The sequence below is a fragment of the Kitasatospora sp. NPDC088346 genome, assembly GCF_044740765.1.
Classification (GTDB): domain Bacteria; phylum Actinomycetota; class Actinomycetes; order Streptomycetales; family Streptomycetaceae; genus Kitasatospora.
Genome location: NZ_JBIURH010000093.1, coordinates 1 through 15,258, shown reverse-complemented (window position 1 = coordinate 15,258; position 15,258 = coordinate 1). Strand labels below are relative to the sequence as shown.

General features: G+C 73.0%; 13 protein-coding genes. 6 read left to right on the top strand and 7 right to left on the bottom strand.

What is annotated here, in order from left to right:
• Positions 1–201: 201 nt before the first annotated feature.
• The gene (locus ACIOFR_RS40695; protein ID WP_401005644.1) at positions 202–1,434 is read right to left on the bottom strand and encodes a tetratricopeptide repeat protein; all 1,233 of its coding nucleotides are present in this window, start codon (positions 1,432–1,434) and stop codon (positions 202–204) included.
• Between the two features lie 283 nt (positions 1,435–1,717).
• On the opposite strand from ACIOFR_RS40695, the gene ACIOFR_RS40690 reads away from it, so the two are divergent.
• A complete protein-coding gene (locus tag ACIOFR_RS40690; protein WP_401005642.1) occupies positions 1,718–1,900 on the top strand; it encodes a hypothetical protein in 183 nt (60 codons plus the stop codon).
• Positions 1,901–2,211: 311 nt separating this feature from the next.
• Here ACIOFR_RS40690 and ACIOFR_RS40685 read toward each other — a convergent pair whose 3' ends face one another.
• Positions 2,212–2,688 carry a MarR family winged helix-turn-helix transcriptional regulator gene (locus ACIOFR_RS40685; protein WP_401005640.1) on the bottom strand — a complete coding sequence of 159 codons (477 nt, stop codon included), beginning with the start codon at positions 2,686–2,688 and terminating at the stop codon, positions 2,212–2,214.
• Positions 2,689–2,775: 87 nt separating this feature from the next.
• Here ACIOFR_RS40685 and ACIOFR_RS40680 point away from each other — a divergent pair, with 87 nt between their 5' ends.
• Positions 2,776–3,633 carry an alpha/beta fold hydrolase gene (locus tag ACIOFR_RS40680; RefSeq protein WP_401005638.1) on the top strand — a complete coding sequence of 286 codons (858 nt, stop codon included), beginning with the start codon at positions 2,776–2,778 and terminating at the stop codon, positions 3,631–3,633.
• Between the two features lie 129 nt (positions 3,634–3,762).
• On the opposite strand, the gene ACIOFR_RS40675 is transcribed toward ACIOFR_RS40680, so the two are convergent.
• From ACIOFR_RS40675 to ACIOFR_RS40660, 4 genes are all read right to left on the bottom strand, one after another.
• Complete coding sequence (locus ACIOFR_RS40675) at positions 3,763–4,113, bottom strand: VOC family protein (protein ID WP_401005636.1); 351 nt, start codon at positions 4,111–4,113, stop codon at positions 3,763–3,765.
• Positions 4,114–4,243: 130 nt separating this feature from the next.
• The gene (locus tag ACIOFR_RS40670) at positions 4,244–5,329 is read right to left on the bottom strand and encodes an S-(hydroxymethyl)mycothiol dehydrogenase (RefSeq protein WP_401005635.1); all 1,086 of its coding nucleotides are present in this window, start codon (positions 5,327–5,329) and stop codon (positions 4,244–4,246) included.
• Between the two features lie 58 nt (positions 5,330–5,387).
• A complete protein-coding gene (locus tag ACIOFR_RS40665) occupies positions 5,388–6,509 on the bottom strand; it encodes an aromatic ring-hydroxylating dioxygenase subunit alpha (protein WP_401005633.1) in 1,122 nt (373 codons plus the stop codon).
• 69 nt (positions 6,510–6,578) lie between these two features.
• Positions 6,579–9,026: an FAD-dependent oxidoreductase gene (locus tag ACIOFR_RS40660; RefSeq protein WP_401005632.1), complete on the bottom strand. Its 2,448-nt coding sequence runs from the start codon at positions 9,024–9,026 to the stop codon at positions 6,579–6,581.
• A 297-nt stretch (positions 9,027–9,323) separates the two neighbouring features.
• Here ACIOFR_RS40660 and ACIOFR_RS40655 point away from each other — a divergent pair, with 297 nt between their 5' ends.
• Entirely contained in the window at positions 9,324–10,820 is a 1,497-nt protein-coding gene (locus ACIOFR_RS40655) for an aldehyde dehydrogenase family protein (protein ID WP_401005630.1), read from the top strand.
• A 193-nt stretch (positions 10,821–11,013) separates the two neighbouring features.
• The gene (locus tag ACIOFR_RS40650) at positions 11,014–12,582 is read left to right on the top strand and encodes an amino acid permease (RefSeq protein WP_401005629.1); all 1,569 of its coding nucleotides are present in this window, start codon (positions 11,014–11,016) and stop codon (positions 12,580–12,582) included.
• 82 nt (positions 12,583–12,664) lie between these two features.
• Here ACIOFR_RS40650 and ACIOFR_RS40645 read toward each other — a convergent pair whose 3' ends face one another.
• Positions 12,665–13,414, bottom strand: coding sequence for an IclR family transcriptional regulator (locus ACIOFR_RS40645; protein ID WP_401005646.1), 750 nt, complete (start codon positions 13,412–13,414; stop codon positions 12,665–12,667).
• A 190-nt stretch (positions 13,415–13,604) separates the two neighbouring features.
• On the opposite strand from ACIOFR_RS40645, the gene ACIOFR_RS40640 reads away from it, so the two are divergent.
• Entirely contained in the window at positions 13,605–13,925 is a 321-nt protein-coding gene (locus tag ACIOFR_RS40640; RefSeq protein WP_401005627.1) for a bifunctional 3-phenylpropionate/cinnamic acid dioxygenase ferredoxin subunit, read from the top strand.
• Entirely contained in the window at positions 13,922–15,112 is a 1,191-nt protein-coding gene (locus ACIOFR_RS40635) for an NAD(P)/FAD-dependent oxidoreductase (protein WP_401005625.1), read from the top strand. The genes ACIOFR_RS40640 and ACIOFR_RS40635 overlap by 4 nt, the downstream gene beginning before the upstream one ends.
• The last annotated feature ends 146 nt before the right edge of the window (positions 15,113–15,258 follow it).

The following is a 15,258-nucleotide window of genomic DNA, read 5'->3' as shown; positions in this document are numbered from 1 at the left end:
GGCGCCCGCGGGGGGGGGGGGGGCCCCGGCGCGGGCGGCGGGGGGCCCCCCCCCGGGGCCCCCCCCCCCCCGCGGCCGCCCCGCCGCCCCCCCCCCCCCCCCCGCCCGGGTTCCGCCGGCCCGGCCCCGTCGGGGCCGGGCTGTTCGATCCTCTCCCCGGGGACCGACGCGCCGGTGACCGCCCCACCACCGGGCGCGTTCTCAGGCGGCCGTGCCGGGCTTCTCCGCGTGCTCCAGCGCCTCGGCCAGCAGCCTCCAGATCTCCGCCGCCAGATCCATGTTGGAGGCCCGGCGGGCGTCCTCGCCCAGCTGCTTGAGCCGGGCGAGCCCGCGCTCCTGGTGGCCCTCGCCGATCAGCAGCAGGCTCTCCAGGGCGTGCAGCCGGATCTGGTCCCGGTAGCTGAGCATCAACTCGTCCAGGTCCAGCCGGTCGAGGAAGCCCCGGGCCGCGACGCGGTCCCCCTCGGCGAAGGCCAGGTGCGCCTGCAGCGTCAGCAGTTCCTGCTCCTGGACGGGTGTGCCGACGAGCGACAGCGCCGTCTGCGCCTCCGCGAGGTACGTGCGGGCCGGTGCGGTGAGGGCGGGCCGGGACTGCAGCGACAGCGAGGCCGCGGCCAGCCGCAGCCTCGCCCACAGCGTGAGGTCGTCACGGCTGTCGAGCGCCCGCGTGGCCTGACCCAGGTAGTCGCGTGCGCTCTCGTCGTCCCCGAGCCGGGAGTAGACCGTGGCCGCCGACCACAGCGCCTCGGCACGCCGGGTGTTGTCCGGGACGTCCGCCACCAGTTCGAGCAGCTCCTGCACGTGCGCACGGGCGTCCGGAAGCCGGCCCGCCTCCGCCTCGGTCGCCACCAGCGCCGCCAGCGCGTTCCCGGTGTCGACGGCGGACAGCTGCGCCTGCTTGGCCTCCTGGTAGGTGCGCGCGGCCAGGTCCAGGGCCCGGGACGCCTCGCCCAAGGACCTGAGGCACCGCGCGAACCAGGTCCTGGACCGGCACTGCAGCGCGGGCAGCCCGAGCTCGTCGGCGAGCTCGACCAGCTGCTCCAGGGCGGCGAGCTCCTCGGTGCGCTCGCCGCGCCGGTGCCAGTACTTGACGATGAGCCACAGGGCCTGCCAGCGCAGCAGGGGATCCTCGTCGCCCGCCCCCGCGAGCACCTCGATGAGCTCCTCGACGGTCGCGTCGTTGTCCGTCGTCGCCGCCATGCTCAGGGCCTGGGTGAGGGAGCCGCCGACCGGCCGGGTGTCGAAGGCCGAGCGGTCCACGCCGAGCTGCCCGGCGAGGTAGCTGATCACCCGCTCGGTGGGCTGGCGTGCGCCGGACTCGAGACGGGACAGATAGCCCGTGGAGATCTCGTCGCCCGCCAGAGCTGCCTGGGAGAGCCCCTGCTGCTGCCTCAGGAACCGGAGGCGCGACCCGAAGGACGACTGTGATGGCATGCAAGTCCCGCAATCATTCCGGGTGGGACACGCGTCGCGCCCCACCAGAGTCTTCGCCACGCCCCCATTCATGGCATCTGAGTTGTCAATATAGTGCCACGAAGGACGGGGCGATGGCATCGTCCAGCCTGAGAATCTTGGCAACTTTTGGCAATTCACTTGTCAACTCGGACGCGATCATCCTAGGTTTACGGCGTCCAGCCGGGCAACTACCTTCGCCCACAACGCTATCCGCGCCATCCACGCCACCCGCGCCAGCGTCCGGGCCACACCTGGAGACCTCATGCCCAAGCACCTCAACCTGCTCCTTGCCGCCGCGATCCTGTCCTCGGCCGCGAGCACCCTGCCACTCGAAACGCGATCCGACATCGACTGGCCGACCCCCCGACCCTCCACCGCCGCCGCGGCCACCACCACCGGCACCACACCCGACGCCGGCTCCTCGGGGGACATCGACTGGCCCTGACCCCGCACCCACGAGGGCCTCGCAGGCCCCGTCGGCGCGGCCCGGTGCCTCGACTCCGCCCGGTCGAGGCCGGGTTCGCGGGCCGCGAAGGCGGCCATGAGGGCCGGGCCGGCGGCAACGACCGGACCTCCAGCGACTGCTCGGCGTCGGCCAGGGCGAGGCGGCGGACCCCCACCGCCTCCTCGACCGTCCGGCCCGGCATCGGCAGTCGGCCACGCCACGCCGCGCCCAGGTGACCGTCCGGCGGCCGGACCGAGGCACGGGCACCCGCGGCCGTCCGGGCCGGTTCCCCAGCGACACTCCGCGGACGTTCAGTTCGGCGCCGGGCGGTCGGCCGCCCGGCGGGCCCGGGCCACCGCCTCGCTCATCGCCCCGAGGAACCGGCGGGCGGTGTCCAGCTCGGCCGGCTCGAAACCCTCCATCGCGGTGACCAGTTCACCGATCACCGGCCCGAAGAAGGACCAGCCCAGCTCGACGGCCCGCTCGTCCACCCCCAGCAGCACCCGCCGCCGGTCGGCGGTGTCCCGGCTGCGGCGGATCAGGCCGAGCCGCTCCAGCCGGTCCACCAGCGCGGTGGTGCCGGCCGAGTTGAGGCCGAGCCGCTCGCCGAGAAGGCCCGGCGTGCAGGGCGTACCGGCCCGGTCGGCGTCGAGCAGCTCGATCAGGGCCCGCAGGTCGGTCGGGTGCAGCCCGTGCAGTGCGGCGAACTCGCCGCCGAAGCGGTCCAGTTCGACCGTCACGGCGCGCAGCAGATGCACCAGTCCCATCGCCTGGTTCCGGTCGTCCATCCCTGCCGTCCCTTCCGTTCCGTCATCTCGCTCGCCTAGTATCTCGCCCAGCGAGAGTGTTGGTCAACGAGGGAACGGGGACCCGCTGTGTCCGAGGACGACTTCTTCACCGCGTACGACACCGTGCTCGCCAAGTGGCCGGCCGGCACCACCGCACTCGACCTCCGCTCGCCGTACGGCACCACACGGGTGCTGGCGCACGGCCCGCAGGACGGCGAGCCGCTGGTGCTGCTGCCGGGCGGCGGGGCCGGCGCCACCGTCTGGTTCGCGCTGGCCGCCCAACTCGGCGACCGCTACCGGGTGTACGCCGTGGACCCGCCCGGGGACGCCGGTCGCGGCACCGCCGGAGAGCGCCCGCTCGCCCGGACCGCGGACCTGACGACCTGGCTGACCTCCGTGCTCGACGGCCTCGGCCTGGAACGCACCCACCTGGGCGGCCACTCCTACGGCGCCTGGCAGGCCCTCGGCCACACCCTGCACGACCCCGGCCGGATCGGCCGGCTGGTCCTGCTCGACCCCACCCGCTGCTTCGCGGGACTCCGCCCCGGCTACCTGCTGCACGCCCTGCCGATGCTTCTTCGCCCCACCGTCGAGCGCGTGCGCGCCTTCCTGGCCTGGGAGTGCGACGGCATCCCGGTCGACGAGGACTGGCAGCGCCAGTTCGCCCTGGGCGCCGCCGAACTGCCCCGCCCCAAGCCGGTGATCGGCCGCCGGCCGAGCCGGGCGGCGCTGCGGGTGCTGGACGTGCCGACGCTGGTCCTGCTCGCCGGACGCAGCCGGGCCCACGACGTCGCGAGGGTCGCCGAGGGCGCCCGGGCCCTGCCGGACGTCCGGCTGGCGACCCTGCCCGGTGCCTCCCACCACGCCCTGCCCGCCGGCTGCGCCGAGGAGGCCGGCACGCTGGTGCGGCGGTTCCTGACGGACGGACCGGCCCCGACCCCGTGACAGGCGGACGCCCGCTCGTACGACGCCTCGTGACTGCGCACTGCCGGGCGCGCCCGCGCCGCTGGAACGGCCCGCCGCGTTCGGTACCCTGCTCTGTGAACCGTGACCCCGCCGCCCGCTGCGGGAACGTCACAGGTCGGTGGCCCGCCGGTGGCGGGGCTCGTACATGCCCACCTCACCGCCGCCCGGCAGTCGGAACCTGGTCAGCCGTCCCCAGCGTGCGTCGGTGACCGGCTGCGTGAACTCCACGCCCCTGGCGGACAGGTTCCGCACGGTGGCGTCCACGTCGTCGCACATCAGGTAGAGCTCCTGCGACTCCGGACCGTCCGTCGGGTGCACGGCGACCTCGGTCGGCGGAAGCTTGAAGATCAGCCAGCCGCCTCCCGCGTCGACGTGCGGATACTCCAGCACGTCCCGGAAGAAGGCCCGGTCCGCTTCCGCGTCACGGCTGTGGATGACGACGTGCCCACCAGTGATCATGCGGCCAGGGTACGTCCCGCGGCACCCGACGCGGTGGCGGGAACCCCCGGCCTCGCCACGCGGCGGACCGGGCGGGGTCAGCGTGGCGGCGCACCCGCCGGTTCGGGCCGCCCGCGGGGCCGGGGGCTCGTCACAGGACCACCACCGAGCGCAGTACGTCGCCCTCGTGCATGCGGGCGAAGGCGGCCTCGACGCCGTCCAGCCCGATGGTCTCGGTGACGAAGGCGTCCAGGTCCAGTCGCCCCTGGAGGTGGAGGTCGATCAGGGTGGGAAAGTCCCGCGAGGGCAGGCAGTCGCCGTACCATGACGACCTGAGCGCGCCGCCGCGCCCGAAGACGTCGAGCAGCGGCAGGTCGAGGGTCATGTCCGGGGTCGGCACGCCGACCAGGACGACGGTGCCGGCGAGGTCCCGGGCGTAGAAGGCCTGCCGGTAGGTCTCCGGTCGGCCGACGGCCTCGATGACGACGTCCGCGCCGTGGCCGCCGGTGAGCTCACGTATGGCCTCCACGGCGTCGCGCTCGGAGGAGTTGACGGTGTGGGTGGCGCCCAGGCGCCGGGCGGTGGCGAGCTTGCGCTCGTCGAGGTCGACGGCGATGATCCGGGCGGCCCCGGCCAGTCGGGAACCCATGATCGCCGCACTGCCGACGCCGCCGCACCCGATGACCGCGACGCTGTCGCCCCGGGAGACCCCGCCGGTGTTGACGGCCGCGCCGAGGCCCGCCATGACGCCGCAGCCGAGCAGTCCGGCGGCGGCCGGTGAGGCGGCGGGGTCGACCTTGGTGCACTGTCCCGCCGCGACCAGGGTCTTCTCCGCGAAGGCACCGATGCCGAGTGCCGGGGTGAGCTCGGTGCCGTCGGCGAGGGTCATCCGCTGCGTGGCGTTGTGGGTGTCGAAGCAGTACCAGGGCCGCCCGCGCCGGCAGGACCGGCACTGTCCGCAGACGGCACGCCAGTTGAGGATCACGAAGTCGCCGGGCGCGACCTCGGTGACGCCGTCGCCCACCGACTCCACGATCCCGGCGGCCTCGTGCCCGAGCAGGAAGGGGAAGTCGTCGTTGATCCCGCCCTCCCGGTAGTGCAGGTCGGTGTGGCAGACGCCGCAGGCCTTGACCGCGACCACCGCCTCACCCGGCCCGGGGTCCGGCACGATCACCGTCTCGATCCTGACCGCCGCGCCCAGGCCGCCCGCGACGACACCTCTGACCTGCTGGGACATGAAGCACGACCTTCCGCTGAGGGGGGGAGGGAACCGGTGTGGACGCGGGTGCGCGCCGTCAGCCGCGCAGCCGGTCGGTGACCCACGTGTGGAACGCACCGATGTGGTGCTCGCTCGGCACCAGCACACCGCCGGCCCGGTAGGCGCGCGAGTCCATCGCGGGCTGGCAGCGCTCGCAGGCGTCGAAGTCCTGGACGTTGACCCGGTGGAACAGTTCCACCGAGCGGGAGACGTCGCGGCCCGCGTCGACGACGTCCTTCAGGAAGAGCCAGTCGCACTCCACCACGGTGTGGTCCGCGGCGAGCGGGTACATCCGGTGCACGATGACGTGGTCGGGCACCAGGTTGACGAACACCTGGGGCTTGATCGTGATCGCGTAGTACCTGCGGTCCTGGTCCTCGGAGACGGTGGGGATCCGGTCCACGCCCGCGCTGCCGTCGACGGTGAACCCCTCGGCGTCGCCGGCGAACTCCGCGCCGTGGCCGACGTAGTACTGCGCGGCGTAGCCGCCGGCGAACTCGGGCAGCACGTCCGTCAGTTCGGGGTGGATGGTCGCGCAGTGGTAGCACTCCATGAAGTTCTCGATGATCAGTTTCCAGTTGGCCCGCACCTCGTAACGGATCCGGCGGCCGACCGCGAGGCTCTCGGTCTGGTAGCGGTCGATCGCCTCGGGCGTGCCGAGGCGTTCCGTCGCGGCGCCGATCACGTCGGTCTCGAAGGACGGCGGTTCGTCGGCGAGGCACACCCAGGCGTAGCCGAGCCATTCGCGCACGTGCACCGGGACGAGGCCGTAGGTGGTGCGGTCGACGTCCGGCATGCTGGTGAGGTTGGGTGCGGCGACGAGCCTGCCGTCCAGGCCGTAGGTCCAGGCGTGGTACGGGCACTGGAAGGACCGCTTGACCTCGCCGCTCTCCTCGGTGCACAGCCGCGCGCCCCGGTGGCGGCAGATGTTGAGGTACGCCTTGACGCCGCCGTCCCGGGTACGGGTCACCAGGACGCTCTCGCGGCCGACCTGAACCGTCCGGAAGCTGCCCGGCCCGGCGAGGTCACTCGCGCGCACGGCGCAGAACCACATCCGTTCGAAGATCTTCTCCTGTTCCAGGGCGAAGATCTGCGGATCGGTGTAGGAGGAGCCGGGGAGGGTGGGGATCAGGCTCTTCGGGAGCTCGGTGGCGGTCACGGCGGTGTGCCTTTCGTCGGGGTAACGCACGGCTGGCGAAGGCGGGACTCGGCGCCCGGTCGGCGGCTGTCAGCGGCGGATGCGCGTCATCTTCGGGTCGAAGAGCGGTTCCCGGGCGACCGTCGCCGGCAGCCGCTCGCCGAAGTACTCGACCTCGACCCGGCGTCCGGGGTCGGCGGCGGCACGCGGCAGCCAGGCGTAGGCGATGGAGGCTCCGACGCTGTACCCGTAGGCGGCGCTGGTGACGTACCCCGCCGGCGCACCGTCCACGTACACCGGCTCCCTGCCCATGACGACGGCCCGCGGATCGTCCAGCAGCAGGCAGGCCAGCCTGCGCGGGACCGTCTCCTCCGTCGTACCGAGCAGCGCGTCGCGGCCGAGGAAGTCCCCCTTGTCCATCCGCACGGCGAAGCCGAGCCCGGCCTCGTACGGGTTGTGCTCGGCCGTGAGGTCGGTGCCCCAGGAGCGGTAGCCCTTCTCCAGGCGCAGGCTGTTGAAGGCACTGCGTCCGGCGGCCACCACGCCGAGCGGTTGCCCGGCCGTCCAGAGGGTGTCCCAGAGCCGCTGCCCCTGGTCGGCCGTGGTGTACAGCTCCCAGCCGAGCTCACCGACGTAGGACAGCCGCATCGCGGTGACCGGGACGGTGCCCAGGTGGGCCTGCCTGGCCTTGAAGTAGCCGAAGCCCTGGTGCGAGAAGTCCGCGTCGGTGAGCGGTTGGACGAGGTCCCGGGCCAGCGGGCCCCACAGGCCGATGCAGCAGGTCCCGGCGGTGGTGTCGCGGACCTGGACCGAACCGTCCGGGGGGAGGTGGCGGATGAGCCAGTCGAGGTCGAGGGCGCCGTTGGCTCCCACCTGGAACCGGTCCCGGCCGAGCCGGGCCACCGTGAGGTCGCTGCGCACGCCGCCGGTCGCGTCCAGCAGCAGGGTGTACGTGACGGAGCCGACCGGCCTGTCGAGCTGATTGGTCGTCAGGTACTGCAGGAGGGAGAGGGAGCCGGGGCCGGTGACCTCCAGGCGCTTGAGGGCCGTCATGTCGTACATCGCCACGCGCTCGCGGGTGGCCAGGGCCTCCGCGCCCGCGATCGGGGACCAGTAGCGGGAGGCCCAGGCGCCGCGCCCGGGGACGGCGGCGACCTCGGGCAGGTTCCGGTTGGCCTCGTACCAGTGCGGCCGCTCCCAGCCGGAGGCCTCCAGGAAGTACGCGCCCAGTTCCCGCTGCCGGGTGTGGAAGGGGCTGACCCGCAGCGGGCGCGGCTCCTCCATCGGCTGCAGCGGGTGGAGGATGTCGTAGACCTCGACGAAGTTCCGGCAGCCCCGCTGCCGCACGTAGGCGGGGGCGAGTTGCACCGGCTCGAAGCGGTTGAGGTCGCACTCGTGCAGGTCGGTGCCCGGGGTGCCGTCGACCAGCCACTCGGCCATCGCCCTGGCCACGCCCGCGGAGTGGGTCACCCAGACCGCCTCGGCGACCCAGAAGCCGCGCAGTTCGGGGGCCTCGCCCAGGAGGGGGAACCCGTCGGTGGTGAAGGAGAAGACGCCGTTGAACCCCTCCTCCACCTTCGTGCGGGCGAGCGCGGGCAGCAGCGCCCGCGAGTCGGCCCAGGCCTGTTCGAAGTCCTCCTCGGTGAAGGGCAGCATCGAGGGCATCACCGGCCCGCCGGGGGCGGCCACCGCACCGAGGTCGACGGGCATCGGGCGGTGGGCGTAGGAGCCGATGCCGATCCGGTCCACGTGCTCGCGGAAGTAGAGGTCGCGGTCCTGGTGGCGCAGGATCGGCTTGGAGGCCTCCCGCTCCCCGGTGTTGTGGCCGGCCAGCGCCGGCAGCGGGGTGGTCCTGGCGTACTGGTGGGCCAGTGGGACGAGCGGCACGGTGAGCCCCGCCATCCGGCCGATCTCCGGCCCCCAGAACCCCGCGCAGGAGACGACCACGTCGGCGGGGAAGGTGCCCCGGTCGGTGACGACGGCGGTGACCCGGCCGTTCGCGGACTCGATCCCGGTGACGGTGTGGTGCGCGAGGAACCGGGCGCCGCGCCCGGTCGCGAGCCGGGCCTGTGCCTCGCCGGCCCGCACGGCCTTGGCCAGGCCGTCGGTGGGCACGTGGAAGCCGCCCAGCACCTGGTCGCGGTCGAGCAGCGGGTGCAGGGCGACGCACTGCTCGGGGTCCAGCAGGGTGCCCGACACCCCCCAGGACGTGGCCAGCCCGTGCCGGCGGCTCAGCTCGGCGAGCCGCTCGGGGGTGGTGGCCACTTCCAGTCCGCCGAGCTGCTGGAAGCACCACTGGCCGTCGAGGGTCAGCGAGGAGTACTTGCGGACGGTGTAGGAGGCGAACTCGGTCATGGTCTTGGAGGGGTTGGTCTGGAAGACCAGTCCGGGCGCGTGCGAGCTCGACCCTCCGGTGGCGAACAGGGGGCCCTGCTCCAGCACGGTGACGTCGGTCCAGCCGCGGGCGGTGAGCTCGTCGCTCAGCGCGCAACCGACGATGCCGGCTCCGACGACGACGACTTTCGGTTGGACTGTCAAAGCATCCGTCCCCTCGGGAGGTAGCTGCGGCAGGCTGGAGGCCGGCCGGCGTACCGGCGCCTCGAACGGCCAGGACAGTGCACGAGTTGCATATTGCGCATCTATTTGCGCGATGAGAAACAGAGTCACGCTCGCGCCGCGAGCTGTCAAGGGTCCCCGACGGGGCGTGCGGGACGGGGTCGAGGGCCCGTCCGGGCCGCCCTCTTGACAGGGGTACGAGGGCCTTCCATACTCGCCGCAAGTTGCGCATGGAGACAAACGTCTCGTATCGCGCAACACATAGGAAAGGCGGCGGCCGTGCCCTCACCCTTCGACCCAGCCTGTCTGCTGATCGGCGGCGCCTGGACGGCGGCCGAGGGCGGCCGTCGGAGAGCGGTCGTCAATCCCTTCGACTCCTCGACGCTGGCAACCGTCGCCGAAGCCTCCGAGGCCGACGCCGACCGGGCGGTACGCGCCGCCCGGTCCGCCTTCGACGAGGGCTCCTGGGCCCACGCCCCGGCGGCCCGGCGCGCGGGCGTGCTCACCGCCACCGCGGACGGACTCCAGGCTCAGCGGGAGGAACTGGCCCGGCTGGAGACGCTAGACACCGGCAAGACCCTGGCGGAGAGCCGCATGGACGTCGACGACGCCACGGCCGTCCTGCGCTACTACGCGGCGATGGTGACCTGCGACGCGGGCCGCACGATCGACACCGGGCGGCCCGACGCGATCAGCCGGGTGGTCCACGAGCCCGTGGGCGTGTGCGCGCTGATCACGCCGTGGAACTACCCGCTGCTGCAGATCTCCTGGAAGCTCGCCCCGGCCCTGGCGGCCGGCAACACCGTGGTGGCCAAACCCAGCGAGGTCACCCCGATGACCACGATCCGCCTCTTCCAGCTGCTCCAGGAGCAGCTGGAACGGGCGGGTGCCCCGGGCGGGACGGCCAACCTGGTCCTGGGCGGCGGCGCGGTCGGCGCGGCCCTCGCGCAGCACCCGGAGGTGGACCTGGTCTCGTTCACCGGCGGTCTGGCCACCGGGCGCTCGGTGATGCGGGCGGCGGCCGACACGGTCAAGCGGGTCGCCCTGGAACTCGGGGGCAAGAACCCCAACATCGTCTTCGCCGACGCCGACCTCGACGCCGCCGTCGACTTCGCGCTCACCGCCGCCTTCCTGCACTCCGGCCAGGTCTGCTCGGCCGGCTCCCGACTGCTCCTGCACCGCAGCCTGCACGCCGAGTTCACCGCCGAGCTGGCCCGCCGCGCCGACCTCATCCGGCTCGGCGACGGCCTCGCCAAGGGGACGGAGACCGGCCCGCTGGTCTCCGCCGAGCACCGCGAGAAGGTCGAACGCCTCCTCGCCGGCGCCCTCGCCGAGGGCGCGGTGGTCCGCGCCGGTGGCGGCCGGCCGACCGAACCGGAGCTCCAGGGCGGCTTCTTCCTGCGGCCCACCGTGCTCGACGGCTGCCACGCCGGCATGACGGTGGTCCGCGAGGAGGTGTTCGGCCCCGTCCTCACCGTCGAACTCTTCGACGACGAGGACGAGGTGGTGAACCTGGCCAACGACACCCCCTACGGCCTGGCGGGCGCCGTGTGGACGCAGGACGCCGGGCGCGGCGAGCGCGTCGCGGCCCGGCTCCGCCTGGGCACCGTCTGGATCAACGACTACCACCCCTACGTGCCGCAGGCCGAATGGGGCGGCTTCAAGCAGTCCGGTACCGGTCGCGAACTCGGCCCTTCGGGCCTGCGCGAGTACCAGGAGACCAAGCACATCTGGCGCACCGTCACCCCCGCCGCCCAGCACTGGTTCGCCGGCTGACGCGGCATCACCGCGTCTCCCGAAGCCCACGCCCACGCCCACGCCCCGAAGCCCAGACCCCGAAGCCCACCCGCCGAACCCCGCACACCCTCAACTCCGCACGTCCGCAGCTCCGTACGTCCGCACCTCCCGACTCCACCCGGTCCGCGCAGCAAGCACCTCTCCCAGTCCCATGCCTGCCACTGGAGCGACCATGAGCAACCCGGGAACCATCAGAACCGCAGCGACACCCGCCGACGACACCTCCGACCTCGCACGCTTCGGCTACAAGCAGGAACTGGAACGCTCCCTCGGCTCCTTCTCCAGCTTCGCCGCCGGCTTCAGCTACATCTCGATCATGACCGGCGTCTTCCAGCTCTTCGGCTTCGGCTTCGGCGCCGGCGGCCCGGCGTTCATCTGGACCTGGCCGATCGTGTTCATCGGCCAGGGCGCCGTGGCCCTCTGCTTCGCCGAGATGGCGGGCCAGTTCCCGCTGGCCGGCGGCGTGTACCAGTGGTCCAAGCAGATCGCGCGACCGGTCACGTCGTGGATGTCCGGCTGGATCATGACCGTCGGTGCGATCGTCACCGCGGCCGCGGTCGCCGTCGCGTACCAGATCATCCTGCCGCAGGTCTCGCTGGCCTTCCAGATCGTCGGCGGCGCCGACGACGCAGGCGTGACCACCACCCCCGACGGCGCGAAGAACGCGATCCTGCTCGCCCTGGGCCTGGTCGTGTTCACCACGGTCGTCAACATCGTGGGCGTCCGCCTGATGGCGAAGATCAACAACCTCGGCGTCGCCGTCGAGCTGATCGGCGTCGCCCTGCTCATCGTCATGCTGGCCGTGCACATCAAGCGCGGACCCCAGGTCGTCCTGCACACCGCGGGCACCGGGGCCGGACACTCCGCCGGCTATCTCGGCGCCTTCCTGGTGGCCTCGATCATGAGCGCGTACGTCTTCTACGGCTTCGACACCGCCGGTTCGCTCGCCGAGGAGACCAGGGAGCCCCGCCGGCACGCTCCCCGCGCCATCCTCCGCGCCCTCACCGCCGCGTTCCTCGCGGGCGGCCTGCTCATGCTCGTCGGCATGATGGCGGTCGGGAACATCGACGCCGAGGAGCTCGGCACGCTGGGCATGCCCTACCTGATCAAGTCCACCCTCGGCACGGGCCTCGGGGACGCCTTCCTGGTCTGCTCGGCCATCGCCATCACCGTCTGCTGCCTCGCCGTGCAGACCGCCGCCATCCGGCTGCTCTTCTCCATGGCGCGCGACGGACGCCTGCCCTTCGGCAGCTCGATGGCGAGGGTCTCCCCCAGGTCCAACACCCCGGTCCTGCCCGCCGTCATCACCGGCGCGCTGACCATCGCGCTCCTGCTCGTCAACATCGGCAACCAGCGGGTCTTCTACATCCTCACCTCGGTCGCCATCATCCTCTTCTACATTCCGTACCTGCTGGTCACCGCCCCGATGCTGGTGCGCCGCCTGCGCGGTCAGTGGCCCCGCGAGGACCACGGCCCGTACTTCAGCATGGGCCGCAAGGGTCTCGTCGTGAACATCGTGGCCGTGGGCTACGGCCTCGCCATGACGGTCAACCTGGCGTGGCCGCGAGCCGCCGTCTACGGCGCGGACCACTGGTACTACCAGTGGGGCGCCATCGTCTTCACCGGGGTGATCTCGGCGATCGGCGGACTGCTGTACCTGCGCTACCGCCGCCGCGGCGGCACGCAGCACCCCGTCGCCGTCGAGCCGGCGGCGGACGACGTCCTGGCGGCCGAGGCCTGACCCCCCACGCGGCCGCGCCGGGAACGGGAACGGGACGCCGGTCTCACCGGGCGTCCCGTTCCGTCGGCCGTGGCGCGGCCGGTCACGACAGCCGGAGGTACCCCAGCCGGGCCGAGACCTCCTCCGCCGCGGACCGGACCGCGGCGGCCACCTCCGGGATGCGCTCCTCGGTCAGGCGGAAGGACGGCCCGGAGGCGCTGATGGCGGCCACCACCTGCCCGTTGTGCGCCATGACGGGCGCCGCGACGGCGTTGAGCCCCGGCTCCAACTCCTCGACGCAGGAGGCGAATCCGTCCACGACGGCCTGCTTCAGCTGGGCGAGCAGGCTGCCGGGGTCGGTCACGGTGCGCGGGGTGTAGCGCTCCAGGGGGGCGTCGAGCCGCTTCCTCAGCACCTCCTCGGACAGGTGCGCCAGCAGGACCTTGCCGCTGGACGTGGCGTGCAACGGCGTGCGCTGACCGACCCAGTTGTGCGTCGTCAGGGCCGACGGCCCGTACACCTGGTCGATGTTGACGGCCTCGGCACCGTCGAGGATCGCCACGTTGATGGTCTCCGCGACCTGGACGGCCAGCCGCTCGCAGACCGGACGGCTCTGCTGGGACAGGTCCATCCGGACCGTGGCGGCGCCGGCGAGACGGATCAGGCCCAGGCCCAGACGGTACTTGCCACGCTCCCCCGGCTGCTCGACGAGGCCGCGCATCTCCAGCGCGGCGGCGAGCCGGAACGCCGTCGACTTGTGCACGCCGAGCTCGGCCGCGAGCTCGGTGACACCGGTGTCGCCGCGGCGGGCGAGGATCTCCAGGATGGTCACGGCCCGGTCGACGGATTGCACGGGGGACTCCGCCTGCTGCGAGGAGCCCGGCCCCTCGGGGGACCCGCCGTTCAGACTGTTGCTCATGCCGCAACACTACGCACAACTCCCGGCCGGCGTGAAGGACCCTCTTGACAAGCCTTCGGCCACCCGTACGCTGTTGCGTATCCCGCATCGCGTTGTGCTATACGATACACGCCCTGGAGGCCCCATGATCACGGTGTGCCGGATCGAAGACCTGCCGCCGGGCGAGGCGCTCCGGGTGACCGAGGGCGTACCGGCTCCGGTCGCCGTGTTCAACGCCGACGGGACGGTCTACGCCGTCGACGACACCTGCACCCACCAGGACGCCTCGCTCGCCGACGGCTGGCTGGAGGGCTGCTTCGTCGAGTGCCCGCTGCACGCGGCCTCGTTCGACCTGCGCGACGGCCGTCCCACCTGCCTGCCGGCGAAGGTGCCGCTGCGAACGCACCGGGTCACCGTCGAGGACGGACGCGTCGTCCTCCACGTCACCGTCGGCGAGCCGGCATGAGGTCCGTCGCCGTGGTCGGTGCCTCGCTGGCGGGCCTGAGCACCGTCCGGGCACTCCGTGCGGAGGGCTACGACGGCTCGATCACCGTCGTCGGCGAGGAACGCCACCGCCCGTACGACCGCCCGCCGCTGTCCAAGGCCTTCCTCAAGGGGGACCTCGACGCCGACGCCCTCGCGCTCGCCGGACCGGACGAGTACGCGGACCTCGACGTGCGGTGGCTGCTCGGCGAGCGGGCGGTCCGACTGGATCCCTCGACCCGGACCATCACCCTCGGCAGCGGCCGGGAGCTGCGCGCCGACGCCGCCGTCATCGCCACCGGCGCGAGCCCCCGGACGATCGCGGGCGCGCAGGGCCTGGCGGGCGTCCACACGCTGCGCACCCTGGACGACGCCGTCGCGCTGCGCGCGGACCTGCACCAGGGCCTGCCGCGCGTCGTGGTCATCGGCGCCGGATTCGTCGGCGCCGAGGTCGCCTCCACGGCCCACGAGCTCGGCCTGGCGGTCACCGTCGTCGAGGCGGCCCAGGTCCCCCTGGAACGCGTCCTGGGACGCCACATGGGCCTGGTCTGCTCCTCGCTCCACACCGACCACGGGGTGCGCCTGCTGTGCGGCACCGGTGTCACCGGCCTCACCGGCGAGGGGCGGGTCACGGGCGTGCGGCTCGCGGACGGACGGCTGCTGCCCGCCGACGTCGTCGTGGTCGGCGTCGGCGTGCGGCCGGCGACCGAGTGGCTGGCGGGATCGGGCCTCATTCTGGACGACGGGGTCGTGTGCGACGCCGGCTGCGCGACGAACATCCCGGGCGTCGTCGCCGTGGGCGACGTCGCCCGCTGCCCCCATCCGTTCACCGGACGGCACGAGCGCATCGAGCACTGGAGCAACGCGACGGAGCAGCCGAGGACGGCGGCCCGCACCCTGATGTCCGGCACGTCGGCGGCCGCCCCGGCGCAGCCGCCGTACTTCTGGTCCGACCAGTACCGGGTCCGCATCCAACTGGCCGGCCACGTCGTCCCCGGCGACGAGCCGCGGCTCGTCGCCGGGGACCTCGACAGCCGCTCCTTCGCGGCCGTCTACCGGCGGCACGGGCACGACGTCGCCGTGCTCGCCGTCGACCAGCCCAAGGTCTTCAGCCGGCTCCGCCGCACGCTGACCCCGATCCCCACCGCCCTCGCGCGGGCCGCTTCCTAGGCCCTGCGCCGCCGCACCCCGCGCCCGGACCCAGGGAGCCCACCGATGTCCGTTCTCAACCAGTCCCTGCACGCGCTCGACCCGGAGATCGCCGCCGCGGTCGACGCCGAGCTGCACCGCCAGCAGACCACCCTCGAAATGATCGC